The sequence below is a fragment of the Veillonella parvula genome (assembly GCF_036456085.1).
In the GTDB taxonomy this organism is placed as follows: domain Bacteria; phylum Bacillota; class Negativicutes; order Veillonellales; family Veillonellaceae; genus Veillonella; species Veillonella parvula_E.
In genome coordinates this window covers 1,772,038-1,798,354 of sequence record NZ_CP138632.1, presented here as the reverse complement: position 1 = coordinate 1,798,354, position 26,317 = coordinate 1,772,038, and the positions used below count along the sequence as shown (strand labels likewise).

The 26,317-nt window shown below is 40.1% G+C and carries 25 protein-coding genes and 1 other annotated feature; of the genes, 2 read left to right on the top strand and 23 right to left on the bottom strand.

All coding sequences use genetic code 11. The features are described 5' to 3' along the window. Window position 1: 1 nt before the first annotated feature. The 4 genes from leuC to PK1910_RS08370 form a co-directional block, all read right to left on the bottom strand. Window positions 2-1,261, bottom strand: coding sequence for a 3-isopropylmalate dehydratase large subunit (gene leuC, locus PK1910_RS08385; RefSeq protein ID WP_215676171.1), 1,260 nt, complete (start codon window positions 1,259-1,261; stop codon window positions 2-4). A gap of 1 nt (window position 1,262) precedes the next feature. Continuing rightward, the gene (locus PK1910_RS08380; protein WP_042977125.1) at window positions 1,263-2,801 is read right to left on the bottom strand and encodes a 2-isopropylmalate synthase; all 1,539 of its coding nucleotides are present in this window, start codon (window positions 2,799-2,801) and stop codon (window positions 1,263-1,265) included. Between the two features lie 153 nt (window positions 2,802-2,954). Then, window positions 2,955-3,155, bottom strand: a binding site (T-box leader). Between the two features lie 81 nt (window positions 3,156-3,236). Continuing rightward, the gene (locus tag PK1910_RS08375) at window positions 3,237-3,644 is read right to left on the bottom strand and encodes a hypothetical protein (RefSeq protein WP_287511592.1); all 408 of its coding nucleotides are present in this window, start codon (window positions 3,642-3,644) and stop codon (window positions 3,237-3,239) included. Between the two features lie 307 nt (window positions 3,645-3,951). Then, window positions 3,952-4,581 (bottom strand): hypothetical protein, encoded by a 630-nt coding sequence (locus tag PK1910_RS08370; protein WP_287511591.1) that lies wholly within the window; start codon window positions 4,579-4,581, stop codon window positions 3,952-3,954. A gap of 318 nt (window positions 4,582-4,899) precedes the next feature. On the opposite strand from PK1910_RS08370, the gene PK1910_RS08365 reads away from it, so the two are divergent. Further along, window positions 4,900-5,247, top strand: coding sequence for a hypothetical protein (locus PK1910_RS08365; protein WP_287511590.1), 348 nt, complete (start codon window positions 4,900-4,902; stop codon window positions 5,245-5,247). Between the two features lie 94 nt (window positions 5,248-5,341). On the opposite strand, the gene PK1910_RS08360 is transcribed toward PK1910_RS08365, so the two are convergent. From PK1910_RS08360 to PK1910_RS08280, 17 genes are all read right to left on the bottom strand, one after another. Then, on the bottom strand, window positions 5,342-6,031 hold the full coding sequence (locus PK1910_RS08360) for a hypothetical protein (protein WP_287511589.1): 690 nt from the start codon (window positions 6,029-6,031) through the stop codon (window positions 5,342-5,344). A gap of 183 nt (window positions 6,032-6,214) precedes the next feature. Continuing rightward, the gene (locus PK1910_RS08355; RefSeq protein WP_287511588.1) at window positions 6,215-6,691 is read right to left on the bottom strand and encodes an HXXEE domain-containing protein; all 477 of its coding nucleotides are present in this window, start codon (window positions 6,689-6,691) and stop codon (window positions 6,215-6,217) included. 50 nt (window positions 6,692-6,741) lie between these two features. After that, window positions 6,742-7,368 (bottom strand): GyrI-like domain-containing protein, encoded by a 627-nt coding sequence (locus PK1910_RS08350; RefSeq protein ID WP_287511587.1) that lies wholly within the window; start codon window positions 7,366-7,368, stop codon window positions 6,742-6,744. Between the two features lie 211 nt (window positions 7,369-7,579). Continuing rightward, window positions 7,580-8,572, bottom strand: coding sequence for a DUF3644 domain-containing protein (locus PK1910_RS08345; RefSeq protein ID WP_287511586.1), 993 nt, complete (start codon window positions 8,570-8,572; stop codon window positions 7,580-7,582). Between the two features lie 91 nt (window positions 8,573-8,663). Further along, window positions 8,664-9,593, bottom strand: a complete 930-nt coding sequence (locus PK1910_RS08340) for a hypothetical protein (RefSeq protein WP_287511585.1) — start codon at window positions 9,591-9,593, stop codon at window positions 8,664-8,666. A gap of 451 nt (window positions 9,594-10,044) precedes the next feature. Continuing rightward, window positions 10,045-10,785, bottom strand: a complete 741-nt coding sequence (locus PK1910_RS08335; protein ID WP_287511584.1) for an ABC transporter ATP-binding protein — start codon at window positions 10,783-10,785, stop codon at window positions 10,045-10,047. A 1-nt stretch (window position 10,786) separates the two neighbouring features. Then, the gene (locus PK1910_RS08330; protein ID WP_287511583.1) at window positions 10,787-11,554 is read right to left on the bottom strand and encodes an ABC transporter ATP-binding protein; all 768 of its coding nucleotides are present in this window, start codon (window positions 11,552-11,554) and stop codon (window positions 10,787-10,789) included. Beyond that, the gene (locus tag PK1910_RS08325) at window positions 11,547-13,061 is read right to left on the bottom strand and encodes an ABC transporter substrate-binding protein (protein ID WP_287511582.1); all 1,515 of its coding nucleotides are present in this window, start codon (window positions 13,059-13,061) and stop codon (window positions 11,547-11,549) included. The genes PK1910_RS08330 and PK1910_RS08325 overlap by 8 nt, the downstream gene beginning before the upstream one ends. Window positions 13,062-13,125: 64 nt before the next feature. Next, window positions 13,126-13,935: an ABC transporter permease gene (locus PK1910_RS08320; protein WP_287511581.1), complete on the bottom strand. Its 810-nt coding sequence runs from the start codon at window positions 13,933-13,935 to the stop codon at window positions 13,126-13,128. Further along, window positions 13,928-14,878 (bottom strand): ABC transporter permease, encoded by a 951-nt coding sequence (locus PK1910_RS08315; protein WP_287511580.1) that lies wholly within the window; start codon window positions 14,876-14,878, stop codon window positions 13,928-13,930. The genes PK1910_RS08320 and PK1910_RS08315 overlap by 8 nt, the downstream gene beginning before the upstream one ends. A 234-nt stretch (window positions 14,879-15,112) precedes the next feature. After that, the gene (locus tag PK1910_RS08310; RefSeq protein WP_287511579.1) at window positions 15,113-15,700 is read right to left on the bottom strand and encodes a hypothetical protein; all 588 of its coding nucleotides are present in this window, start codon (window positions 15,698-15,700) and stop codon (window positions 15,113-15,115) included. Window positions 15,701-15,967: 267 nt separating this feature from the next. After that, window positions 15,968-16,729 (bottom strand): SDR family NAD(P)-dependent oxidoreductase, encoded by a 762-nt coding sequence (locus PK1910_RS08305; protein ID WP_287511578.1) that lies wholly within the window; start codon window positions 16,727-16,729, stop codon window positions 15,968-15,970. 111 nt (window positions 16,730-16,840) lie between these two features. After that, the gene (locus PK1910_RS08300) at window positions 16,841-17,599 is read right to left on the bottom strand and encodes an SDR family NAD(P)-dependent oxidoreductase (protein WP_287511577.1); all 759 of its coding nucleotides are present in this window, start codon (window positions 17,597-17,599) and stop codon (window positions 16,841-16,843) included. A gap of 486 nt (window positions 17,600-18,085) precedes the next feature. Then, window positions 18,086-19,087: an electron transfer flavoprotein subunit alpha/FixB family protein gene (locus tag PK1910_RS08295; RefSeq protein ID WP_024061032.1), complete on the bottom strand. Its 1,002-nt coding sequence runs from the start codon at window positions 19,085-19,087 to the stop codon at window positions 18,086-18,088. Beyond that, entirely contained in the window at window positions 19,087-20,076 is a 990-nt protein-coding gene (locus PK1910_RS08290; RefSeq protein WP_287511576.1) for an electron transfer flavoprotein subunit beta/FixA family protein, read from the bottom strand. The genes PK1910_RS08295 and PK1910_RS08290 overlap by 1 nt, the downstream gene beginning before the upstream one ends. A 4-nt stretch (window positions 20,077-20,080) precedes the next feature. Next, window positions 20,081-20,359, bottom strand: a complete 279-nt coding sequence (locus tag PK1910_RS08285) for a ferredoxin family protein (protein ID WP_008715118.1) — start codon at window positions 20,357-20,359, stop codon at window positions 20,081-20,083. Further along, window positions 20,356-21,663, bottom strand: coding sequence for an FAD-dependent oxidoreductase (locus tag PK1910_RS08280; protein ID WP_287511575.1), 1,308 nt, complete (start codon window positions 21,661-21,663; stop codon window positions 20,356-20,358). The genes PK1910_RS08285 and PK1910_RS08280 overlap by 4 nt, the downstream gene beginning before the upstream one ends. A 388-nt stretch (window positions 21,664-22,051) precedes the next feature. Between PK1910_RS08280 and PK1910_RS08275 the strand changes: the two genes are divergently transcribed. Next, on the top strand, window positions 22,052-22,513 hold the full coding sequence (locus tag PK1910_RS08275) for an ArsR/SmtB family transcription factor (RefSeq protein ID WP_287511574.1): 462 nt from the start codon (window positions 22,052-22,054) through the stop codon (window positions 22,511-22,513). Between the two features lie 170 nt (window positions 22,514-22,683). Here PK1910_RS08275 and PK1910_RS08270 read toward each other — a convergent pair whose 3' ends face one another. Then, entirely contained in the window at window positions 22,684-24,006 is a 1,323-nt protein-coding gene (locus tag PK1910_RS08270; protein ID WP_008603324.1) for a pyridoxal phosphate-dependent aminotransferase, read from the bottom strand. A 440-nt stretch (window positions 24,007-24,446) separates the two neighbouring features. Next, window positions 24,447-26,315, bottom strand: coding sequence for a TonB-dependent receptor plug domain-containing protein (locus PK1910_RS08265; protein ID WP_287511572.1), 1,869 nt, complete (start codon window positions 26,313-26,315; stop codon window positions 24,447-24,449). Window positions 26,316-26,317: the final 2 nt, after the last annotated feature.

Genomic DNA, 26,317 nt, shown 5'->3' with positions numbered 1-26,317 from the left:
ATTAAACCTCCTCAGGGCCTGCAATGCGGCCTAATACAGCACTTGCTGCCGCCACATAAGGGCTTGCCAAATATACTTCAGAATCAACGTGACCCATACGACCACGGAAGTTACGGTTTGTTGTGGAGACGGTGCGTTCCCCTGCAGCCATGATACCCATGTAACCGCCTAGACAAGGACCACATGTTGGCGTGGACACAGCGCAATCAGCTTGAATGAAGATGTCTAACAACCCATCTTTCATAGCTTGGTCGTATACATCTTGGGACCCAGGGATTACGATACAACGAACGAATGGAGCCACCTTGCGACCTTTGAAGATTTCCGCAGCTGCTACCAAGTCTTCGTAACGGCCATTTGTACAAGAACCGATAATAACTTGATCGATTTTAATATCTTTGTCGATTTCGTTGATGTAATGCGTATTGGATGGCAAATGAGGGAATGCTACAACTGGCTGCAATTTGGACAAATCGATTGTAATAGTTTGGGCATATACTGCATCAGGGTCGGCATTGATAGGTTCTACAGGACGATTTACGCGCCCTTTAATGTATTCTTCAGTAATTGCATCGTAAGGGAATACGCCACATTTACCGCCCGCTTCGATAGCCATGTTACAAATTGTAAGACGGTCAGCCATAGTCATATGTTGTACACCTTCACCAGCGAATTCAAGAGCCATGTAACGAGCGCCGTCTACACCGATTTGACCGATTAAGTCAAGAATTACATCTTTCCCCGTTACCCATTTATTAGGTTTGCCGATAAGCTCAACCTTAATAGTTTCAGGCACTTTGAACCAAGTTTTACCTTCCGCCATAGCAACGCCCGCATCAGTGGAGCCTACGCCTGTGGAGAATGCATTCACTGCACCATATGTACAAGTATGGGAGTCAGCACCAATCATCATTTCGCCAGGACCGATAAGACCTTTTTCTGGCAAAATAACGTGCTCGATACCCATTCTACCTACTTCAAAGTAGTTTGTAATGCCGTGTTCGCGTACGAAGTCGCGCATGACCTTAGCTTGTGTAGCGGATTGAATATCTTTATTTGGCGTGAAGTGATCAGGCACCAAGTAGATTTTATGACGATCAAATACAGGTTTGCCGATTTTTAAGAACTCTTTGCGAGCCGGTGGGAATGTGATGTCGTTCATCAATACAGCGTCCAAATGACATTCGATGATTTGGCCTGGTTTTACAACATCAAGACCCGCGTGGCGAGCCATATTCTTTTCAGTAATGGTCATACCCATATTATTCTTCCTCCTGTTGTTCTAGCTCCATAGCTAGGAATACTGAGTTTACTGCATTAATATATGCATTTACACTTGATTTAACAATATCGGTGCTGATACCACGACCATGGTACAAGCGACCGTTATATTCTACCTTGAGAGTTGCTTCCCCAAGGGCATCTTTACCCGCTGTTATAGCGCGGATTTGGTAATCTTTCAAACTAATTGGCAAGCCAACCACACGTTCAACCGCTTTAAGGGATGCGTCTACTGGGCCATCACCTACGGCAGCATCAGCTTTTTCACCTTCTGGAGTCATGAGGCGAACGTCTGCATAGGCATAGCCTTTTTCGCCCAATTTGTAGTATTGAGCCACGAGTTCGAATGCTTTTTTGTGATGTAAGTTATCTACTACAAGGGCTACGATATCATCATCGTATACTTGTTTCTTGCGATCCGCCAATTCTTTGAATTTACCGAAGAGATCATTGATTTTCTCTTCTGTGAAAGATTGGAATCCAAGTTTTGCCAAATGATCGGCAAAGGCATGACGGCCAGAATGTTTACCTAATACGAGGTCTGTTTTTTCAGCACCTACGGACTCAGGCGTCATGATTTCATACGTTTCAGGGTTGCTCATCATACCATGTTGGTGAATACCAGACTCATGAGCAAAGGCATTAGAGCCTACGATTGGTTTATTTGGAGGAACTACAACACCTGTTAAACGGCTCACAAGTTTAGATACTTTCGTAAATTGTTTTGTATCAATATTCACTTGAAGGTCGTCGAAATAATCATGGCGTGTTTTAAGAGCCATAACAACCTCTTCAATTGCTACATTACCTGCACGTTCACCTAGGCCATTAATTGTGCCTTCTACTTGACGTGCACCTGCTTTAATAGCAGCTAATGTATTCGCATTAGCAAGGCCTAAATCATCATGACAGTGAACGGAGATGATGGCATTTTCAATACCTGGTGTATGTTCTTTAATATAACGGATTTTGTCACCAAATTCGTTAGGGTTCATGTACCCCACAGTATCCGGTACATTAATAATTGTAGCGCCACCAGCGATTGCCACGCCAAATACTTCACACAAGAAATCCAAGTCTGTACGAGCCGCATCTTCACCGGAGAACTCGATTTCATCAAATTTGCCTTTTGCAAATTCCAAGATAGATTTAACGCGATCCAATACCTCTTGACGAGTCATTTTCAATTTATATTTCATGTGGATTTCGGATGTAGCGATAAACACATGCAAGCGGCTGCGCTCTGCATCTTTCAACGCATCAGCCACCTTTTGCACGTCCTTTTCGTTGGCACGGGCCAAGCCACAAATTGTTGTGCCTTTAACCTCGCGAGCAATCGTTTGTACCGCTTCAAAATCCCCAGGGGATGCTGCTGGGAAACCAGCCTCGATTACGTCGATGCCGAGGCGTACTAGGCCTTTCGCAATTTCAATTTTTTCAGGAGTTTGTAAAGATACACCTGGTGTTTGTTCCCCATCACGAAGGGTTGTATCGAAGAAATATACGCGATTCTGTTCCATAATAGCCACCTTTTCTATCCTCATAAAACATAATACTTTATTATATCTATCCATAGTGAAAGTTTGTAACATCGCCAATGTCGACACCATATATATCAGTGATTTACTAGACTTTCACAAATAAAAAAGCCCCTCAGAACAACCGTCGTTGCTCAAAGGGGCGTTATATTCATAACACGGTACCACCCTAATTGGGACTCGTTTCGGGTATAACGGAACCACCGTCGATGACTACTAACGTTCGCCACCGAAGCTCACGGGAGAGTCTCAGCGTACAACCTCTATTGCCTCGCACCAGCCGGCAACTCTCTGAAAGCAGATTTGTAAACCTTTATACCCGTTCATCGCTTGATTTAAGATATAAGGGTATTGTACTGTATTCTATAGACTTATGTCAATTAAAATAAAATGAATATGATTTCATAAAACTCATCGTTAGTAGTTAGTCCACTCTAAACTATCAAAATCATTCATAATGAGTTTCTTCTTCTTTACCACTTGGTTCGTTAGCTCAATGCGTTCACTAACAAATGAAATATCTGTATACCATTCCTTTAAATTAGCATACACTTCATTCTCTAAATCAATAATGATAGTTTCTATGGGATCCCAAGTTTTACACTGTACAGATTCCACCATAACCATGCTACTACCTATGAAAGTAACATCTCTACCATAAATCCAAAATGGCAATACCTTATTTTTTATAGCAATAGAGTATATAGCATCCCCATGAGGCGGTTCCGTTTCATATTGCGTGCGGATTTCGTACTTTTCCATAATTTCATTACCACCATTTTCTATATATGGTAGCTTTGAAATCTTGTAATTTTCTGCGTTCATATAAACTCCATTATTTCTAATATCAATCACAACAAAGAGGACTGTATACCCTTGGTTTATCACCACGATCTGACAAAAAAGCCCTTGCTAGGACCGGCATCCTTTGCAAGGGCTTCTTTAGTGCATTTAATCAACACTTTGCTCTATTGATATTTTACCATAAAAAGTAAAATATTGTCACTATGAATAACTTCATTTTCATATATGATGTAAAAAATCCCTCGGAGTTTCCGCTCCGGGGGATTTTGTAGTTAATTGCACAACTATCAATTGCCTACCTATAATATACTACACCTTTAGTGTTTTTTCAATATTTTACACTGTTAATCATTTCCCTAGCCCGCTCAACAGAAACTGGCTCATTAAATAAGAACACATGATTTTGTCCTTCATGTTCCCAAGATGCTAAGTAAACAGAATCATCCACCATTCGACAGGTTACTGTCATGCCATTTACAGCCTCTGTTTTCTGAGGCACGTAATCCTTATAGTCACCTCCGATATTACCAGATAAAGTAGATACGCGATATTTAATATACTTCGGCATATCATCTACACGGTCAAAGTATTTTCCTTTTAAAAGCTCATGATAGGCATACACGACTTGTAGTACATCATGATCTACAACAGCCACATGTATAGCATGTAATCCCTCTACTCCACTTGGCAACTGCGGTTTAAAGTTCAAATGTTGCTTAGCCTCGTATACAGTATCAAACACCTCTAGCGATTGACCTTTACGAGTGCTTCTATAATCGCTATCAGTCATACTGCAACTACCAAGTCCATCTGGACAAGGAAACTCATTTCGGTCACCATAAGGCTGATCATAAATCGAATTACCATTGAGACGAAGCCGCATTAAGTCCTCTGAGGAGACAATATTAATAGAACCTATGAAAGCTAGCGTGGCCAGTGCACATATAATCTTTTTCATGATACATTCCCCTATAAACAAACTACATCTATTAAGTAAATTATATCATTAAAAGGAAACTATCTAGATAATATTTACTGTCCCATACACTCTATCCGATGCACTCCAATAGAGTTTACTTTCACAAGCTCAGATTTTTTAAAAATTGAACTATGTATTATCTAAAATCTATCACATTTGATAGTATCTATCATAAATTATCCTACTATTCAAAATAATCGTAGGTGCTATAATGAACTCAAGAAAAGGAACATGTGCTCATATAATACTAGTTAGCGCACTGTTCTTATAGTTAGTAGTTTATAAAAGGAGACCATCATGACACATACACAAGTAAAAGAACTCGTACAAGCTTTATTAGATGCACCTACAAGCAATCCAACATTAAAAGAATTCGCTCAATCTTGGATCAATGCAGAAGGCAAACCTGAACAAGAAGCACTTACAAAACAACTCGTATCCGTTGCGGAGCAAAACATTGCACTCATCGACGAAACAATCGGCTTTGCAGGCTCTGAACTTGGTACACAAATTCTTGGTGCAGAAGGCGCAGCTAATCTATTGCAACACGCTAAAGACATTAAGGCAAAAGGCGCTGAATTCTGCGACTGCCCTGGATGCACGGCATGTAAACACGTTATCGATTTGAAAGCGGAAATTGCATAATAAAATTAACCAAATAGTTAGATTTAAATATATTTGATACTAAACAGATAAAGCAACCTCCATTGAAGAGGTTGCTTTTTATATTAATATTAAATTAATCTTCGTTAACTTCTTTTTTAATTCTTGCTTTAAAAGAAATCCGCTCTTCTTGTACAGTTAGATAAGGATTTATGTAGCACCAATATATACATAACTCTAATACTATAGTGCTATTTATGCCAAAAGCTAATTCGATCCATTCTTTATGTGTCACATTAATTAAATAACTGCTAAAGGGAATCAAGTCTTTTATAGGATTAAGATTATTAAATGATGAAGTATAATTCTCAATAGATATCAAACTACCTATATGATTAAATGTAGCTAAAATATAATACATTCCGCCTATATAGAAACTGACTAATGTTATACTAAAAATTAAACCTAGACTTTGATGACTAAAAAAATAGCAGCAGTCTTTCTTGCTTACAAAACTAATAGCATATTTTCTTTCTATATACTTTAATATATCCTCCATAATAAAGCCTATAACTACAAGCAAAAATAAGCCTATAGGAATAAAATATACAAAAGGAATTATCCAATAAAGCAGAAACTCTATTCTTTGTAATAAAGTTTGCACTATTTGTGGAAATAAAAATTGAATTCCCAAGATATTCACATAATAGTTATCATATAAATAATTAGCAAAAATAGAGCCTATAAATAAAATCACTAAAAGTTTTGTAATCAAATCAGTTCGCTTTACTACTAATTCTACGAAGTGTTCAATATTATTTACCATATGTACCTCCAAATCTATCTTTATTAAAAATCATACTATACATTACGAGTAATTTTCTCCTCATAGATTGAAAGATTTATCTATTTAAATCATATATATACTAAAAAGCATACAAAATAGATGTAGCTCCTCTTTTGAGGAGCTACATCTCATAATATTTCTATAAAAGTTTACTTTCACAACCTAATCAGACGATATTTGTAACATCTGAAGAACTTTAAAGCACAAAACAATATTAACAATTATGATCAGCAGTGTTATGAACGAATACGCCAAAAGCCAATAGTTTGCTGATACCGCATCATAGATCTGATAGGTACAATATCCGCTAGTTATGATACCGCTAAGAACGCCCGGTATATACTGTCGTAGAAAAATACTTTGGAATATATGCCCAATCACATGGTATATATACGCTATGATAACAGTGATGTAAATGTCGAAGCTTTCAAAATACATACTCAAGCCCAGCACAATCAACAGGAGTATGAATTCCTGACAGACGACGGCATTGAATCTAAAAGGTGTAAACGCCCCCGCTAAAAATCGACGTTGCAACTGCTGATTTCGCCCCATAAAATAAGGAAACAAGAGCATCTCCTCAAATTCGTGCAGCATAAAAATACTGGGAAACAATAAGAAAAAACTATTCAGATCCATAAGATACCTCGTTCATAAATCCGATTAAGTTTATTATAAAATCCTTATAACTATCCCTTTTTCACCTGCACGCGCAGTACAGCCTTCAATTTTGCGGGCTCCACCTTTCGTGCATCGGACAAATAGATTTCCCGATGCCACTCGTCATTAGCACGTTGCAAATTATGAGCAGAACAAAATTCATCTACTTTTATAAACGATTCCGGTTCATCATCATAAGGCCCGACATGCAATATCTGTACGCAATCGCCATCCTCTATCGATTCAAGCCGCACGTCCTTAAATCGAGGCAACAATTTTTTCTTGGACACATTAATAATGGCCGCCTCCAACACATCAGGAATCACAAAATCAGGTTGTCTGATCATCACCCGATATTGCAGATTATTCTTATCAAACTGCTCCGTATGCTCGAGCTGCTTCCAGAGAGCCTCCAACGGATACACGGTGTAATCAAAGTACCCTTCCGGCGTCACGCCCTTCTTCGGCAACATCTTTATCCCATAGGACAACGAATATAACGCCTCGATATCATCGGCAAAAGCCGCATGATTAGGATTTCCCACGCCATCCAGCATGAGGAACTTCATGCTCGGCACCGTAACCAGCACCGCCTGCTGCTTCGGACAATACAGGTCTTTCTCATGTTTACGCCATTCGTGTTTTACTGTAGTCATAATTAGGGACTCGCTTTCAGAAAGTATAGATACTATATACTATTAATAATAACGGAAGATTATGAAGGATTAAAAATAAACGTTTATCATCAAACTTTCAGCAATGATCTTATATTCATAATACGTTTATATTGTTAATATAATTATACTTTTCTATAGCCATCCTGATTTTAAAGACGATTAAGCCTCTTATATTTTTTACCGCTACTTTTCACCCTTCTTGCAACTCGTCATATAAATAAATAATTTCATCAATGGCATTTTCTGAATAAAAACATTTTTTAGCTCCAGACTTTGTTTTAGGATTTAAATAAATAATCTGGCATAATTCAACATTATTTTTTATATTACTCATTATATTATGAAATGCTTTACCTATTTTTATATCACTCCTCTTTTCCCTAATCCGTTGTATTAACTCACCGTATGTTAAAGGCAATACATCAAATTCAAAACCATGATAAGCTGGGGCATTAGGATTATTCGTTAATCTAACCCCTTTTGTTATGCGAACCGATCCATTACGCTGGTCTATAGATGCAATTATATCCGCATTTTGTATATTCTTATAACTAGCAGTATAAACATCAAAGCCTATAACAATACTTTCACCAATTCCTTCAGCCAAAAGCTTTCGAGTACTATTCAAAACAGAATTAACGAATTCATTATGACATCTCTTATAATTTTGTTTCAAATACTCTATTGGATCAAATGGTAATTTAAATCCTACCGGTAAAATAACCAAGTTATCATCCCGAGTAATATCTTTGTTAAAATATCGTTTTACAAATTCATCATAATTCATAATTGCTTTACTTAATAGCATAAATATTACTGGATCTAATTCGGGTTCATAAAAATGAACATTTAAACATCTATATTCATTTAATAAAAATAAATTTTCAGTACTTGATTTAAAAGGCAAATAATCATTTTTTGCATTAATGTGATCTCTTGTCAAAGCTAATGCTTTAGTAAAAGAAATGGTATGTCCATCTTTTTTATTTTCATATATATTCTTTTTACTAATATATTTATATACATAAGCTTTTAAAACTAACTCCCATGCATTTATTATAAGGATAATAGTTGTAGGATATCTATATGGTATATTAGGTTTATTATGAATTTCTATCCCTGCAAATAATGCAGCAATAGAAGAATTAAGCAATAATTTAGTTACTGACTTCCCTCTTGGCAAAATAATCTCCTCTAATAGATATAAATTTGTTATACGACCATCAATTTAGCTTAATCTCCACACATATTTTTTCTAATCCATAATTCTTTCTTTAACATATTATACTCTCTTTATAAATCAGGTCATCTAACGCCCTATCTCCCATCCCTTTTCTTTTACTATAAAATGAATGTAATCGTCTATGATATTCATCCAAAGCATCATTATTATCTTTGATATAAATAAGACTCTCTTTATACTTCCAATGTATTCCAAAATCACTTCTATTTTTTATGATATTCTCTACCTCTTTTTTGGGAATAAATCTATCTTTATCATTATCATAATATTCTCCTGCACTTCGCTCTCTTTCAATTAGAACTCTAGAAAAAAATTGTTCAATGCTAAATAAATAATGTTTCCTAACAATAGACTTAGGTACGATAAGCAACTCTTGATTGTTAACTTTATATGATGAAGCAGAAACTTCTTTCCAACTCAAACTAGCTAAATCCCAAGTCCAATATTCTGTTCTGCCATTACTCTTCACTTTAAACTTTTCCATTTGCTTTAGCATATATTCATTTAAGTGATTATGTAAAATATTAGTTAATAAATCTGACAAACCATCCTGTGAAAAGCGAGTAATCAATAATGGTAAGTCTACCGCTTTCTCTATAGTAGAAATCCTCTCAATATAATCCTCTAGGGGACTAAATATAGCTAGTAATCCATTTACAGTATTGCCTCTCCCATTATCACCTCGTCCATAACCGAAACGAGTTGCATTTTGTTCTCCAGCATGAGATAATAACTCCCGTTTCCTTGATATATTATTATCTCTATAGGCCTTATAAAATTCATCAAAAAAAGATTGAACTATTAAGTTCGCATCTTTATACCATTTCCCCTGATTCATTTCAATCAATACCGGATCAATAAATAATAAATTATCACTATTAATATTCACATCTACAAAATCATAATGTGAATGCCCTTTTACCCCTTCGTTCCAAATATCTGATACATGTTCTCTTGTCATATATATCCCCTTCTTCCATAAAAATACATTCCAACCACAAAACTTTTAAATCACTATAATTGTGTTGCTTCTTCCATCAGAATATCATTTTTCAATATTTTAATTCGCTGTACATGTGATTTAATAAGACCTTCGAATTCCATACAATACCTCCTACACAAAAACAAACTTTTTTATCTCATATTATTATATTTCTACATATTATTAAAAACTCCTGCATATATAAGTATAGTTAATTTATTTTTATAATTTTTATACTTTTGATAAATTTTAAGGTTATAATCCTTATTACATTACATGCCCTAGATTACAGTTATTTAATCCTAAAAAAAGCTATTTTATCAATGTCGCAGAACTGAATAAATATTAAAGGTATCCTTAATAGTTAAACTTATGATTTAATAAATACTCAAAAAAAGAGCCCCTGTTTGAAACAGGGGCTCTTTGCTTATTACACACTTGCTTCTACTAGTGCTTGTGTATACGGGTGTACCGCTTCTTTGAGTCGTTTTGATTCGATGTTTTCCACGATTTGTCCGTCTTTCATTACCAGGATTCGATCTGTTACGGCTTGTAGCAGTCCGATATCATGACTAACAAACACATAGCCAAAGGGTTGTTCTGTATGTAGTTTTTGTAATAGATCGAGTACGAGTTTCTGGTTCACCGCATCAAGGGCCGATGTAGGTTCATCAAAGAGTACCAGTTTCGGCTTCATCAGCATGATTCGTGCCAGTACAACACGTTGCAACTGACCTCCGCTGACTTCGTGAGGGTATTTCTGGATAATCGATCCCGGTAAGTCCACATGTTGAATCCATTTACGAATATCTTCTTTCGCCTCAGCCATGTCCATAAGACCATAGTTAATGTACGGCTCTAGCAGAAAGGCTTCCAAGTTCATCCGCGGCGGAATGATTGCCAACGGATTTTGAAACATCATCTGCAGCGAGCGATAGATTTCCGTATGGTTTTGGATCTGCAATATATCTTCACCGAAGAGTCGCAACGTGCCCGATGTAGGTTTTTCTAGCATCGCTATAAGTCTAAGGAGCGTACTTTTACCAGAACCGCTACCACCGGCAATACCTACCCGCTCATGTTCAGCAACGGTAAAGGACACATCATCAACGGCGCGCACCGTATGATTGTGGTTCGTATACTGTTTACATATATGCTCAGCTTGAATCATATTACACCACTTTCATCACGGAATCCAACAATATACGTGTATAGTCATCTTTAGGATGCGCCATTACCTCTTCGGTAACGCCCATTTCAACAAGGTGCCCTTTATTCATCACACCGATGCGGTCCGCGATGCGAGCAGCTGCCTTGATGTTATGGGTTACCAGAATCACAGTCGCCCCGAGGGCCTGTGTTACCTCTTTCAGCAAGTCCAGCACCGACGATTGCACCAGAGTATCTAAAGCACTGGTCGGCTCATCAGCAAATACAATGTCCGGTTTCAGAATCAGGCTCAACGCAATCGCCAGACGTTGCTGCATGCCTCCGCTCAGTTGGAACGGATAGGATTGTAAAATACGTTCCCCTTCCGTCAAGTGGACGAGCTGTAACATATGGAGTACGCGATTCACATCATACGGTTCATCATGGGCGCGCAGCAAGTCTTTGAAATGGTTTTCCACGGTACGAGCCGGGTTCAAATAGGCACTGGGATTCTGAAAGATCATCGACATACTCATGCCGCGCATCTGTCGCCAGTCCTTATCGCTCAATGTCGTAATATCCGTGCCGTTCAGCAAAATTTGACCACTTATGGTAGCTCTCTTCAGCATACCGAAGGCGGCACGAATCAACGTCGATTTCCCGGAGCCGCTTTCACCAACGATGGCAAATACCTCACCGGTGCACACGGAAAAGGATACATCACGCACAGCCTGTTCCGCACCGTATGAAATTGATACATTGTCAAATACTATGCAATCAGATTTATTCAATAGTAGAATCCTTTGTTAATAAGTAGTAATCGATTGGATGCACCGGCACATTTTTAACCTTGGATGTGGAAACCACATTCGCAGCAGGGTACAACAAATAGATATCAGCCACATCATCAAGCAAAATGGACTGTACTTGTTTATCCACGTTCGTCCGTTCATTTTGATCGAATGTAACCGCCAACTTGTCGATTAATGCATCCACTTGAGGATTATTATAGCCACCCACATTGGCTTTAGAACCGGATTTATAGAATAGGCTGAGGAACCAGTACGGATCGTTTGTAGACATGGTCACCACATTGCGTTCCACCAAATCAAATGCGTCTACGCCGAGGGTATCCACTTCATTAGGACTTTGCAATTTTCTGAGTTCTACCGCAATACCCGCCTGTTTCAATTCTTGTTGAATTTCTTCATACATGCTGGTATCCTTGCCCCAAATTGCGAGGGTCAATTTCAATTCCTTGCCGTCTTTTGCATAGATACCGTTGCCGTTCTTCACATAGCCCGCTTGCGTTAACAATTCATTTGCTTTTGCAAGGTTAGTGACTGCCTTATTTGAAAGCCCATCATAGCCCAAGTTTGCGGAAGGAGGGAATGGCGCACCACCGGCCAATGCACCGCCGCCGATAACTTTTGCCATTGTATCGTAGTTGATAATATGAGCCACAGCGGAACGTACATTCTTATCATGTAACGGAGAGGCTTCTGTATGATTAACCTTTAACATCATTACGCGAACACCAGACACGTCTTGCATGTTGAATCCGTCTTTAAACAAGCTGCGATTAGCGGAGTCCACCTTTTGAATAACATCCACGTCTTTAGATTGTAACGCCATGGCACGCTTATTATTGTCTTCAATATCCTTTACAGTCACAGAATCAAGGCCCGGTTTGCCGCCCCAATAGTCGGCGAATGCCGTTAACTCGATGCTTTCACCCTTTGTGAAAGAAGTAATTTTGTACGGACCTGTAAGAACCGGTTTAGACACCACATCTTTGAGATCCGCTGTATCCATGATAACGAATGCAGGTTCAGTCAAGCTGGACAATAAGGAGCCATTAGGTTCCGTAGTTTTAATGATCAAATTTTGACCATCAACGGTAATGGATTCGATTTTAACGGCCTTAGCAGAGCGAGGGCTTTGTTTCATCGTATACTCGATGGACTCTTTTACCTTCTGAGGTGTCATCGCAGTGCCATTATGGAATTTTACATTTTCTCTAATATGGAATTTCCATGTAGTGGGATCAATATTTTCCCAGGAATCAGCTAATTGTCCGGTGAATTTCATATCTGGTGTCACCGTAGCCAAGGTTTCACCTGCTCCGATACGTGTCAAGGTCCACGCATCCCATTCATGCGTCGGATCTAATGTTTCACCGAACCAATATAAGCCGACATTCAGATGCTTGCCTTGTTTAGCCGTATCATTGCCGCAGCCCACCAAGAGAGCCACCATACACAGCATGGATACACATGCTAATAACCAACGTTTCATAAATACTCCTTTTCACACCTCATTGTGATGAGGCTTTCACTAAAAACATTCATATTGTATGCGGTCATCGTGATACATCGAGGACATCACGCAACGCATCGCCAATATAGTTAAACAGAACAACGGTAATAAAAATCGCAAGCCCCGGATAGATTAATAGCCAAGGCGCGGTTTGCAGAAAATCGCGGGAGCTCAACAGGATCGCGCCCCATTCGGGATCAGGCGGTTGCACGCCGATGCCGATGAGCGAGAAACTGGCCACTAAAATAATGGCGTCCCCTAAATGTTGAATAATGACAATTAATAGCGGCGGCAGAACATTCGGCAGAATGTAACGCCATAAAATGCGAATTCTCGAAGCGCCGGACATGCGAGCAAAGGTAATATACTCGGCATGGCGTTCGATATGGACAAGCCCCCTCGTGATGCGCGCATATTCCGCCCATTTAGTAATGCACAGCGAAATGATCACATTCGTTATGCTTGGTCCCATGATGCCGATGAAGGCAATGGCGATCACCATATTCGGAAATCCCAGCACCAAATCGATCAATCGCGACAACCAACGGTCGATGCGCGGCGTGGAAAATCCCGCCAGTCCGCCGATAACAATGCCTATCGCTCCGCTGATGCCGATGATGGTGAAAGCAATCCACAGCGATGCCTTCCCGCCATAAAGGATGCGGGACCACACATCGCGGCCCAACTGATCGGTTCCGAGCCAATGAGTGCTGCTGATATCCTGCAACCTATCGGCTACATTCGTCGCCTCCGGATTATAAGGCGCGATGTACGGAGCGCAGAGGAAAAATACAATCCACAATGCTGCCAGTACAAGCATGATATATAGGCCATAAGGCTTTTGTCTATTCATAAGAGCCTCCTTTTATAGCGGCTCTTCGCTTCGGATTCAGCCAAACACTCAATACATCAATGATGATATTTATCACGATGAACACCAAGGTAATCCAGATGATATAACCTTGCATCAATACATAATCGCGAGCCATAATACCCTGTACCATCATATAGCCAATGCCTTTGATAGAAAACACCGTTTCAATAACCGCGGAGCCGCCTAACATGGCCCCCATCGTAACGCCCATCATAGGTAATAACATAAGTCCTACATGAGGGAAGATATAGCGGCAATATACCATCCACTCCGGTAAACCAAGCGCCCTGGCCCCCTGTACAAAGGGCTGTTTCTCAACCTCCAGAATAGCATTGCGTAAACGGCGAATATATAAGCCGCAAATCCACAGAGCAATCGTCAAAGCCGGCAGTATATACACGGTAAAGCCCTTTGTATTCGTCACCGATACAAGCTGTAGCTTCACGCCGAATAAATATAATAGCAAGAGACCTACCCAGAACCCCGGAATCGCCAAGGCGAAAAACGTAAATAACCGAATCACATGATCGGCCCAGGAGTCTTGATACCGTGCCGACAACATGCCAAGCGGTATCGTTACGACTATGCCCATCAAAAGCGCCAGTGATACGAGCCCCAATGTATTCGGCAGTGCACCACCCAAAATAGTTGCTACCGGTAGCGAATACAATATAGATTCACCGAAGTCGCCTCGCACCAGTTGTCTTAGCCAGCGTACATATTGCTGCCACCATGGGTCATTGAGGCCTAGTTGCTCTCGCATCTGCTCTACTAATACCGGATCAGGTGTAGCCCCTACTAGATTAAACTTCATCGCCACAGGATCAATGGGAGATAGTTTAATTAATACAAATGTACCGATGGTTACAACTAGTAAAATACCAACAATACTCACCAAACGCTGTAATAATAATCGATACAATACATCACCTGCCTTCTTTTATTATAAATTAACTATATTTCTATTCTATCAATAGTCTTTATATATATGTATACCCGCAGCGGTATATTAGAGTGATTCTCATTATGAAAGTTTTGCATATCAACAAAAACGGCCCCTCATATGAGGAGCCGTTCTATATAAAACCCTTACAATGTCCATGCGAGTGCTTCACCACAACTCGCATGCCTATCCCATTAGGCCTGGACTTGTATATTATTTTGTATGTTGTTTTGGGGCCACTGTATTAGCAACGATCGCTTTAGCCATGTCACGAGTTACAGGGCGTTCGAAGTACATCCCATGAGTTTGGCCGTCTTTGGTCCAACCTATGAGATATACCATTTTATTGCCACCTTTGAAAATAACCTTTGTGCCGTTTACTTTTTCATTAGCTGTTACACGAAAATCGCTATAATCGCCGCTAATATCTTCTTTTATTTCATTAGATACGCGATACACGATGCGTTTGCCTGCAGCCTGATTACGAGTAGCATCCTCACCAGCTTGGTAAACATAAACCACTTGCAATACATCCTTATCAATAGTACTTACAGATTCAATGTTATAACCTACAGGCAACACCTTAGGCATTTGAGGTGTAATGTTCATATATTTAGCCGCTTCATCTACAGTAGAAAACTCATGAAACGGGCTTGGCATGCCAACCATTGGCGCTTCATGTTCGGCTACCACAGATTTAGGTTGATTCGGTTTTACATCAACAGTACCTTGAGCACCGGCAACAGTATAAGAACATACACAAGCACAAGCAACAGCCATCAATACAAATTTCTTCAACATAATCATAATCTCCGCTCTCTTACAAATACATCTGTACAAACACAACACATTTAGTATGAATACTATAATATATAAATATATTTTACAAAATATTCTTTATCAAAACTTATTTTATAATTATACCCTAAATGATAGGGAATTTCAAGTAGTTATTTCCTGTATAAAACCTTGAGTCCTATATTAGCTACTATACAAACATATATTCAAAATAGATGCTAAGACGCTCATCAGGAGTATCTATGTCTATATATAATCCATCCCTATCTACTATTTGGCAGCAGCTAGGTAATTAAATTTTGGCCCACTGAGCTTAAACTCAAAGCTAGTTAAATCCACCTCGCCAACACATGCATCGCTATCATAAAGAGTAAGCAAAAAGTCTGCGGTCTGTTCACTGCTATGATACTTTTCAAATGAAGCATCGTAATCAAATCCGCTTTTACCTGAAGCTACATCGCAGAACTCGCTTTTAGTAGCAGCAGGCGCTAAGATTTTAGCCTGCATTTTAGCATCCACATCCTGTACAAGCTCATGATACAAGCCCTCTGTGAAAGCACTTACAAAAAATTTCGTTCCACAATATGGTACTACGCCTGGTGCTAAAAAATAGCCGCCCACGGAGGAAACATTTATCAACTGTGTTTGTTTACATTTATAATCTCGCACGAATAAACTGGAAAGTATCGCAAGTGCTGTTACATTTAAATCTATCATTCTTACCATTTTTTGAATATCATGATTTCCCATGAATCCAAAATCGCCAAAGCCTGCATTATTGATAAGTGCCTTTAACTCATAGCTTTTAAGGTCATCCCAAAGTGCTAAAACATTTTCGCTACGCGAAAGATCACAAGGTTTTACAATAACATCTGTATCAGGTGAATTATTAGCAATCTCATCTTTCAAATTCTCTAATAGTTCTGCTCTTCGTGCAATAACGATTAAATTTTCTCCACGACGTGCAAAAGCTTTTGCCGTAGCTGCTCCTATGCCTGAACTTGCTCCTGTAATAACGATATATTTTTTCATTTTTTTGCCTTTCCTTTATAAATAAGATGATTCGGCTTTATTGCACTTGCTTTGCCTCCTTAGTTAACATACGAGACCTTTACTCAGCTTCACATTAAATCATAGGATGTCTTATTTCTTATGCACCATAAACCCAGCTGCTTGTTGATTAGCCATAATGGTAACATCAGAAATTTGCAAACGTTTAGGTTGGTTTGTTACATATAGCACAACGTCCGCCACATCCTCAGGTTGGATGGCATCGATGCCGGCATAGACAGCTTTAGCTCTTTCCGCATCACCATGAAAGCGGACTTCACTAAATGGAGTCTCTACGATGCCCGGTTGAATGGTAGTCACCTTAATATCCGTTGCAATCGTATCCATGCGAATACCGTCGCTCAACATCTTAACTGCCGCCTTTGTAGCACAGTAAACCGCACCACCGGGATATGCATAAATACCAGCAGTAGAGCCCATATTCACGATATGTCCTACATTTTTATCAATCATATAAGGTAGTACGGCTTTTGTTACATATAAAAGACCTTTCACATTCGTATCGATCATAGTCACCGCATCATCGACAGTACTATCTTGGAAAGGATCTAAACCTTGTGCAAGGCCAGCGTTATTTACGAGGACATCAACGCCACCAAAAGCCTCAATTGCTGCTGGGACCTTGCTTTCAACATCCTCACGACTACGCACATCAAGAACCAAAGTCTCAACGCGCACGCCGTATTCCTTAGACAAACGACCCTGTACCTCAGCCAACACCTCAGCGCGACGTCCAGAAATTAAAACATTATCGCCATACTTTGCATACGCCTCGGCAATACAAAGACCAATACCAGACGTTGCACCAGTAACAAAAACATTACGAGCCATAAAAACCTCCTTATCAATCCGAACTAAATCTATACCCTAATTATACCACTTTAATATGTAATGGACTCTAGGGCGATACGCGTACCACACGCTCCTACTCCCCAAAATGACATATTGACGCATTTTAAGGTAAAACGCATAGAAATGAAAAAGGATTACCGTTCTAGAAGCAACTTTCCCTTTGTATAAATAATATGTCGGAGCATTTGTTTATAATACACTAATATTTGAGCTCTACAACAGCAGTAAGCCAAATAGGGATACCTATTCGAAGCCGCCTTGGGCGCATTTCCCTTCTCTCTAAAATGATATGTCGGCGCAGGTGGTATTTAAAAGAACACATAAAGTGGCATATGGATTAAGGAATATGATAATAAAAAGAGGATACCCTTTCTGAAACCGACTTAGCTCGCTTTGGAGGCTTTCGGGAAGGGTATCCTCTTTCCTTATTGTATTACAATTCTAATGCCACTTTATGCACATCTTTTATTTCAAATGCGCCAACATATCATTTAAAACTTCCATGCAATCCCCCACTATCCCATAGTTAGCGTGTTGGAAGATTTCTGCATTTGGATCGTTATTGATAGCCACGATTGTGTCAGCACCAGAGATACCGCTCACGTGTTGAATAGCCCCAGAGATACCAAATGCCAAGTATAGTTTAGGGCTTACAGTTTTACCTGTTTGGCCTACTTGATATGGCAATTCAATCCAACCTTTTTCAACGAGTGGACGGGTAGCACCTACAACACCGCCGATAGCATCGGCAAGTTCGTAAAGCTTATCAAAGTTTTCTTTAGACCCCATGCCACGACCACCGGCCACAATGATATCCGCTTCTTGAATGTTGTACCCAGCTTTGCTGAACGGAATGAAGTCAAGACGCTTCATGCGAATGTCTTCAGGTTTAAGGTCAAATGGTTCAATTTGAATGCGGCCCCAGCTATCTGCAATGCGTTCAGGCTTTTTAAATACATTAGGACGGACAGAACCCATTTGTGGACGATGATTTGGGGAAATAATTTCAGCTAAAATATTTCCCCCCAAGGCAGGGCGTGTCCATTCTACAAGACCTTCTTCAGTATCTACGGTCAAAATGGTACAGTCAGCTACGACGCCGTTTTTCATACGACCAGACATACGAGGTGCTAGGTCACGACCATTATTTGTTGCACCAATCAAAAGAATATTAGGCTTATGATCTTCAAAGAAGTCCGTCAAAACCTTTGTATAGCCGTCCGTTGTATAGTATTTCAAAAGAGGGCTTTCAAAAACGTGAACAATATCGGCACCATGTGCCACAAGTTCCTCCGCCTCGGATTGAACATTCTCACCAAGCAGCATAACTTGAACGAGTTGACCCAATTCCTTAGCAATACGGCGAGCTTGACCGATAAGTTCGTACGTAACTGGATGCACTACGTCATCGATGGTATCCGCTACGACAAAGACGTCTCTATATTCATCAAAATTTGTCACTCCCATTATCGATCACCTCCTTTGGAACCTTCTTCACCTTTAACAGCTGCTAAAACCTTAAACTCACTGGAGGATACACTTTCAACAGAGGCAGCCCGCTGCACAGGATCTTTTACATCTACGCCCTCATCATTGGTATCTACAGGCTCTTCAACCAGTTCTTCGCTAGGCACTAATAGATGAGAAAACTTTTCTGGCTTGATATTATAAGCCAATTCAAGAATTTTCTTAGCCCCTTCGTCCACGGATGAAAGCATTTCTACCTTGCCCCGAAGCGATGGTTGGTATACCTTGCGCACACGTGTAGGAGAGCCATTGAGACCAATACGGCTTTCATCAATATGCGGCATATCTCGCAATGTAATATGCGTAATCGTGTATCGTTTAGCATAAATCGAGCTCCAAAGACCGGGTTGGCGAGGTTCATTGAGTTCAGTCGTAGCCGTTACCAATAGAGGTAATGGAACTTCCACAATTTCATAGCCATTTTCATGTTCTCGTTTCACAATCGCCTTTTGGGTTGCTTGATCTACAGATAATTCACAAGCATAGGTAGCTTGCGCCATGCCCAATTCCTCAGCAATTTGAGGCCCTACCTGAGCCGTATCACCATCGATAGCCTGCTTGCCGCAGAAAATCATTTGGAACTCGCGATTCATGGTACGTTGAATATGACGAATGGCAGAAGCAATCGTATAGCTTGTAGCCAATGTATCTGCACCGCCAAAAGCACGGTCTGTAATGAGCACCGCATCATCTGCACCGAGGGATAAACACTCGCGCAGTGCCGCCTCGGCTTGTGGAGGCCCCATAGTGACAACGGTTACACGGCTATCTTCATATTGGTCTTTTACCGCAAGAGCTGCCTCTAACGCATGCATATCATAAGGGTTTACAATACTAGGCAGACCTGTGCGGATGAGATTATTCGTTTCTGGATCCAGCTTAATCTCAGATGTATCTGGAACCTGTTTGATACATACTAATAACTCCATACACTCACCCCTGTCTAAATTCTACGCCCTTAGCGTTACGCGGATATTTCCAAGTTTTTACGATGGTTTCGCCACAGAGAACACGACAGGTACCGCATTCAAGGCAACCAGCGAAATCAAATGCTAAATCGCCATTCTCTTGTAATGTATATAAACCAGCAGGACAGCCATTTACGAGTTTCATTTTCTCTTCCAGACCAAAGCCAGCGCCATCCACAATGATATGAGGAGACGTTTCATCTACATAGTATTTATTGGCGCCCAAGCGCTCTTCTAATTTCATAGGGAACGCACCCCTTTCCAAGCATCACGAATCAAGGTAACTAAACCTACATCACTTACACTACTCATCAATTTTTTCATCATTGGTACTGCCCCATCACCGTTTACAGTGAATACATCGCGCATCACATTATTCACAAGAGCTGGATACTCTTTAAATATACGAGGGTTGGATGCGAGGAAGGCAGGCATATTTTTATAAAGTTTCATGTCCTTATATAGCCAAGAATTCTTGATTTGACGTTCATACAATTTAGCAACGCGCTCCATGTTCTCATCGCGCAAGGCTACGTTAACTGCATCGGCTGCACACATGCCAGATTCGATGGCAAGGTCCATCCCACGAATGGTATACCCCAAGTTCATACACATGCGCGCCGCATCACCGACGATAACATACCCATTACCGCCCAACTTAGGCAGCGCTTTAAATCCGCCTTCTGGCACGAGATGCGCACTATGCTCCTTCAATTGACCATTTTTTAATAGTGGTGCGATTCTTGGATGGTTTGTGAAAGCTAACAGCATATCATCTACCGATTTATTAGCTTTGCCGATATCTTCAAGGCCTACAACCATCCCTACGGAAAGGCTGTCTTTATTCGTATAAATAAAGCCACCACCTAATAGGCCATCGGTCATGTCCCCCAATGTAAGCCACGCCATCCCCTCATCGCCAGATAGCATAAGACGATTTTCAAGATCCTCTTTTTTGAGTTTATATACCTCTTTTACCCCTACAGCCATTGTTTTTGGATCTGTAGGGCCTGTAAGACCAGCCTGTTCCAATAATAATGTATTAGAACCTTCTGCGATGACAACTAGTTTTGCATATACTTCGTCATCGTGACAGCGAACCCCTATTACGCGGCGATGTTTACCTTCACCTTCGGTAATAAGCTCTGTTACCTGTACATTAGATACGAGGAGAGCCCCTTTTTTCTCTGCCTCTTCTGCTAGCCATTTATCAAATTTAGCACGCAATACTACGTAGGATTCTTCATTAGGTTCACCATCTTCGTAACTATACTCAATGGTAGTCATTTCATTACCTGTGCCTATAGAAATGCGCTCTTTTGTTACCTTTCGTTCCAACGGCGCACGGTCTCTAAAGTCCGGTACAAGACGCTCCAAAGAATGTGTATAGATGCGTCCACCCATCATATTTTTAGCACCTGGTGCGGTTCCACGTTCGATAAGTAAAACTTTTACCCTCTGCTCCGCAAGGCGTAATGCTGCCGCAGAACCCGCTGGCCCTGCGCCAACAACGATAACATCAAATGTTTCATTGCGATCAATTGCCATATACTCAGCTCCTTTAAATGAAAGCTTAGACTTACATAAGTTCATATAGTATATATATTTCTCTATTTAGAACCAAAATACCTTTAAAAATTATCACAGAAAGATGAATATATTCTATATTTTTCAGAAATATATTATAAAAGTCTCTACAGGTTGTATATATACTCATTATATATTAATACTAATGTATACTTTCCCTTCTAGATGAGTGCAATAAAATTCATCAATTCGTGAAATTTATAAGTAAGTCTAGCTTTCACAAGAAAAGTAGCGTATGATAAAGGTAGCAAAAACCCTATACGGAGCAAGACGCGTATAATACGACCGCATAATGCAAGTCCACGGTCAAGGTTGGGAACTCGTTATTTTTTAATTAAGAGGAGGCCCTATGGACCCGTTAAAAATCTTGAAAGCATTATCAAATCCGCATCGGTTAGATATTATATTGTGGCTAAAACACCCAGAGAAAGAATTCGGTGTACAAGTACACTCTAAAACTCTTATCGATTTTCCACATAGTGTGAGCGTTAAGAGCATCCAAAAGCGCTGCGGTGTATCTCAATCTTCTATTTCTACATTTATGAGCATCTTAGAGAATGCTGAACTTGTAGAATCGCGTAAAATCGACCAATATACCTATTTCCGTCGCAACGAAGAGGTTATTCGCGAATTTGGCGAATGGTACAACAAAGAAGTATCCATCCAGTCTGATGAAATTGACAAATTATTAGAAACGGTTATCTTAGAAGACACTTCATATCCAGCAACTGAGGAAAGCTCCATACCTAGCGAGCAACTGGCAGTCGAAATACGTACTAAGGGACCGCATCATGATGAAGAAAGTAAATAAAAGTCCTTCCCTATTTACCATATCTAGGGAAAAACGAAAAGAGCTATAATTTTGAATATTATAGCTCTTTTTTATGTAATACTATACCATACATAGTATCTATATAACTCATAATGATAACTTACAATGCAAAAAGAGTGCCTTCCCTTTGGGAATGGCACTCTTTATGTTTATACATTTCGTTGTGCTTCATAAGCTCTGAATAGTTTAGATAATAATTCAGGAGCCAAGCGCAATAGTTCTGGATTTTCACAGAAGGACACGCGTAATTGTGTTTTACCAGGGTTATTATCACCGTTTTTACCGCTATAGAAACCATTGAGCGGCGCCATGAGGAGTGTATATTCCTTACCATCATCAAGGCTTACTGCACCGTGTTCGGCACACCAGGAAGCAAATTCCACGCCGTCAAAGCCAGGTTTTGCCACCTTTCTCACGTCGATTACAAAGTAAATAGATGCTTCAGGACGGGATACGATGAAGTCTGGTTCTACCTCTTTAAACCCTTTATGGAGCTCAAAGATCATTTGACGATAGTAGTCGCGTTGTTGCTCATACCAATTGTGCAACTGCGCATAGGACTCATGTTTCAAAGCGCCAAAAATATATTGGCCCAATGTATTAGCGCTAAGGTTTGCCGTATATTCCGCAACAGATTTTTCATAGCATAATTTATTATCCGTAATGATGGCTCCAATGCGAAGTCCACACGCATTCCAAACTTTACTAGCTGTTTCAAGGCTAATACGGCGACCTTCGATGCCAGGCACATCTTTATCGGTTAAAGCCCAAATGCTAGATGTTTCTTTCCCTTTTTCATAAGCCAATTCACGGTACGCTTCGTCAGAGATAATCCATAAATTATGTTTAACGCACAATTTTGTATATTCAATGAGCGTTTCTTTGCTAAACAATTGACCAGTCGGATTGTCATAAGGAATGATAAGCAACGCACCAGGTTTTGTGTCGATAATGCGCTTCTCTACAGTCTCTACGGATGGCAATTCAAACTCACCATTTTCATTGAGCTCCCGTTCTACTGTTACTGTTTTACGGCCTATGCGAAGACCTACTGCATCATAATTTGTATAAGAAGGATTGAACATCAAGAGAGGACGTTCCTCTTCGCCTGCACCACCACATACGCCAAGCATGATAATTTCCATCGCCATGGATGCACCGTCTGTCACGAGTACATCAAGACCTGTCGTATCAAAACCTTGACTGCGCAAAATGTGTAAAAACGCTTCACGACACTCATCAGTGCCCGTAGTTGGCACATATGGCACAATACCATTGTGGAACGGGCTATTGACACCACCCAAATCAAACAACCTACGCTGCATGGCGGGATGCATAGGACGCATTACATTGCCAATAGAACCATTCACCAAGATAGGTGGGTTCTTACGTTCCAAGAATTTAATTTGTCCTAGGCGAATGCCAGACGGCTTGCGAGCCATCATATACGGCGATAATTCTGGTTGTTTCATTTCGATCCAACTCCTCTAAAAATCAACCTTCTCCATGGGAAGGTTTTGATAACTGTGAAAGTAACAAAACATTTACTATACAAGCAAATATACGTTTACATCACAAAACATAAACTATGAATACCTATAGATAGATAGATACATAATATTATAGAGCTTTTACTATAGAAAATCTATAGTTTTATAACATATACTTATTTACCTATACCCAATTTATCGGTTATTGAAAATAACTCTCATGGTGCTTAGTGCGGTCTCAATATATCATCAAAAATTATAATAAAAATGAAAGAGCCCCATAAGAGGCTCTTTCACCATGATATAAATTACATTTTGAAGCTATACAAATAACTATGATGTAATTGTCAATTATTAGTATAGCTTTATAATCGAACCATTACAGTAGTTATATCTATTAGCCATTGCAGTAGTTATATCTATTAGATAGTCACTTCTACACCTAGACGGAAGTTGCGACCTTGACCTGGCCACCAGTCACCAGGGTTGCCCCAACGAACGTTAGATTGTTCTGCATAGTATGTATCAAAGATATTATTGATACGACCAAATATAGTAACATTTTCGCGTACACGATAGTTAGCGCTGATATCCGCCAACCAGTACGTTTTACGTGGGAATACATTATCTGCAGGGCCAGGACGATTAATGATACCGCGGATATCCAAATGAGCATCCCATTTAGCATCGTTGTAATCAAGGCCTGCGTTAACAGCATGTTTTGGCACATACCCATCGCGATTTGCTTTGCGAGTTGGTGTCGCATCAATATGAGTATACGTATAGCCAAGGCGTGCGGACAAGTGGTTCGTCAATTGTTTACGCACATCCGCATTGATGCCACGAGCTTTTTCAGTGTCAAAATTGCGATATTGGCCTGTAAAATTTGCTGGATCTGTCATAACCCAACCGATTTTATCCTTCGTACTACGGCTGAAGAAACTAAGATTACTATTCCATGTTTTACCGAATTTGTGGTGTACACCTAAATCAAATTCATGACCTGTTTCCGGTTTCAAATTGCGATTGCCATTGAAGCCATCAAATAATTGGTATGGTGTAGGGGCTAAGAAGTACTCTTTATACGCAGCATACACATTTGTCTTCTCATTTACATCATAGCCAAGGCTGATGGATGGAGATGTATGCGTACCGAAGGAGGAATGATGGTCAACACGGATACCAGGCGTTACAGTCCACTTAGGAGCAAATTTCCATTCATCTTGAATGAAGTAAGATGTATTCGTAAGCTTCACGCCACCCATATTAAGCACCTTATCTTGTCTCCAGTCAAAGCCGCCTACTACAGTATGGTCTTTTGCTTTATACGTAACTTGATCGCCAATACCACGAGTCTTCACATCTGTTAAGTACCCATCGTATGTTGTTTTATAATGATTGTTCATCAAGTATAATTGATGGCTCCAACGATTGCTGATTTTGTTCTTCCAAATCGCGCGTAAGGAATCATTCGCTTCATTACCATAACGAATATGGTTGAGGGCACCCAAATGGTCGGAATACATTACATCACCACGATATGTATCGTAAGATATTTTTACATCGTTCTTATCATTGATTTTATTGCCCACCATGAAAGATGCAGTGTGGCTATTGCCATGTTGCGGAACGCGCACGCCATGACCATCTTTATAGGAACCAATAATATCTTTTTGTACGCCTACACGCCAATACCAATCATTTTGGCTACCTTCGTTGGTAATTGCGTATTGCTCTAAATCATTGCTGCCACCCATCACGCGAAGCTTAGTTTGTACACCTTGCTCAGGTTTTGCAGTGATTACATTTACTACACCACCAATGGCACCGGAACCATACAATGTAGAGCCTGCACCACGTTGAACTTCAATGCGATCAATACTAGACATATCTTTCAAAATAGTCATCGGCGGATTCACACCAGCCGCCCCCATATTGATGCCGTCTACCAAATACAATACTTGGTCAGACCCATTGATGCGGAATGCATTGGAGTTCGTGTAACCTACGCCACCACCATACGTATTAATATCTACGCCCGGTACGATGTTCAAGGCTTCGTTCATATTCGTAGCATGGCGCTCACGAATATCGTCGCCTGTTACTACGCCTACACTAGCTGGCACTTCTGAAAGCTGTTGTTCACTACGAGTCGCCGTAACAACAATGGTATGCGCTTCTTTCGCATCACCAGCGTCAACAGCTGATACACTAGGTGCACTCAATGTGCTACCAAATACGAGAGCTAACCCTATGTACATGGATAATCGTTGCATTCTTGATACTTTCATAA

What these genes read in the sequence shown, in the direction of transcription:
- PK1910_RS08355 (WP_287511588.1), bottom strand. Translation starts at nt 6,691, where the DNA reads ATGGATCTGAATAGTTTTTTCTTATTGTTTCCCAGTATTTTTATGCTG.
- PK1910_RS08265 (WP_287511572.1), bottom strand. Translation starts at nt 26,315, where the DNA reads ATGAAAGTATCAAGAATGCAACGATTATCCATGTACATAGGGTTAGCT.
- PK1910_RS08305 (WP_287511578.1), bottom strand. Translation starts at nt 16,729, where the DNA reads ATGAAAAAATATATCGTTATTACAGGAGCAAGTTCAGGCATAGGAGCA.
- PK1910_RS08340 (WP_287511585.1), bottom strand. Translation starts at nt 9,593, where the DNA reads ATGACAAGAGAACATGTATCAGATATTTGGAACGAAGGGGTAAAAGGG.
- PK1910_RS08380 (WP_042977125.1), bottom strand. Translation starts at nt 2,801, where the DNA reads ATGGAACAGAATCGCGTATATTTCTTCGATACAACCCTTCGTGATGGG.
- PK1910_RS08350 (WP_287511587.1), bottom strand. Translation starts at nt 7,368, where the DNA reads ATGACTACAGTAAAACACGAATGGCGTAAACATGAGAAAGACCTGTAT.
- PK1910_RS08275 (WP_287511574.1), top strand. Translation starts at nt 22,052, where the DNA reads ATGGACCCGTTAAAAATCTTGAAAGCATTATCAAATCCGCATCGGTTA.
- PK1910_RS08370 (WP_287511591.1), bottom strand. Translation starts at nt 4,581, where the DNA reads ATGAAAAAGATTATATGTGCACTGGCCACGCTAGCTTTCATAGGTTCT.
- PK1910_RS08335 (WP_287511584.1), bottom strand. Translation starts at nt 10,785, where the DNA reads ATGATTCAAGCTGAGCATATATGTAAACAGTATACGAACCACAATCAT.
- leuC (WP_215676171.1), bottom strand. Translation starts at nt 1,261, where the DNA reads ATGGGTATGACCATTACTGAAAAGAATATGGCTCGCCACGCGGGTCTT.
- PK1910_RS08320 (WP_287511581.1), bottom strand. Translation starts at nt 13,935, where the DNA reads ATGAATAGACAAAAGCCTTATGGCCTATATATCATGCTTGTACTGGCA.
- PK1910_RS08325 (WP_287511582.1), bottom strand. Translation starts at nt 13,061, where the DNA reads ATGAAACGTTGGTTATTAGCATGTGTATCCATGCTGTGTATGGTGGCT.
- PK1910_RS08375 (WP_287511592.1), bottom strand. Translation starts at nt 3,644, where the DNA reads ATGAACGCAGAAAATTACAAGATTTCAAAGCTACCATATATAGAAAAT.
- PK1910_RS08295 (WP_024061032.1), bottom strand. Translation starts at nt 19,087, where the DNA reads ATGGGAGTGACAAATTTTGATGAATATAGAGACGTCTTTGTCGTAGCG.
- PK1910_RS08310 (WP_287511579.1), bottom strand. Translation starts at nt 15,700, where the DNA reads ATGTTGAAGAAATTTGTATTGATGGCTGTTGCTTGTGCTTGTGTATGT.
- PK1910_RS08280 (WP_287511575.1), bottom strand. Translation starts at nt 21,663, where the DNA reads ATGGCAATTGATCGCAATGAAACATTTGATGTTATCGTTGTTGGCGCA.
- PK1910_RS08285 (WP_008715118.1), bottom strand. Translation starts at nt 20,359, where the DNA reads ATGAAATTAGAAGAGCGCTTGGGCGCCAATAAATACTATGTAGATGAA.
- PK1910_RS08360 (WP_287511589.1), bottom strand. Translation starts at nt 6,031, where the DNA reads ATGGTAAATAATATTGAACACTTCGTAGAATTAGTAGTAAAGCGAACT.
- PK1910_RS08300 (WP_287511577.1), bottom strand. Translation starts at nt 17,599, where the DNA reads ATGGCTCGTAATGTTTTTGTTACTGGTGCAACGTCTGGTATTGGTCTT.
- PK1910_RS08365 (WP_287511590.1), top strand. Translation starts at nt 4,900, where the DNA reads ATGACACATACACAAGTAAAAGAACTCGTACAAGCTTTATTAGATGCA.
- PK1910_RS08290 (WP_287511576.1), bottom strand. Translation starts at nt 20,076, where the DNA reads ATGGAGTTATTAGTATGTATCAAACAGGTTCCAGATACATCTGAGATT.
- PK1910_RS08270 (WP_008603324.1), bottom strand. Translation starts at nt 24,006, where the DNA reads ATGAAACAACCAGAATTATCGCCGTATATGATGGCTCGCAAGCCGTCT.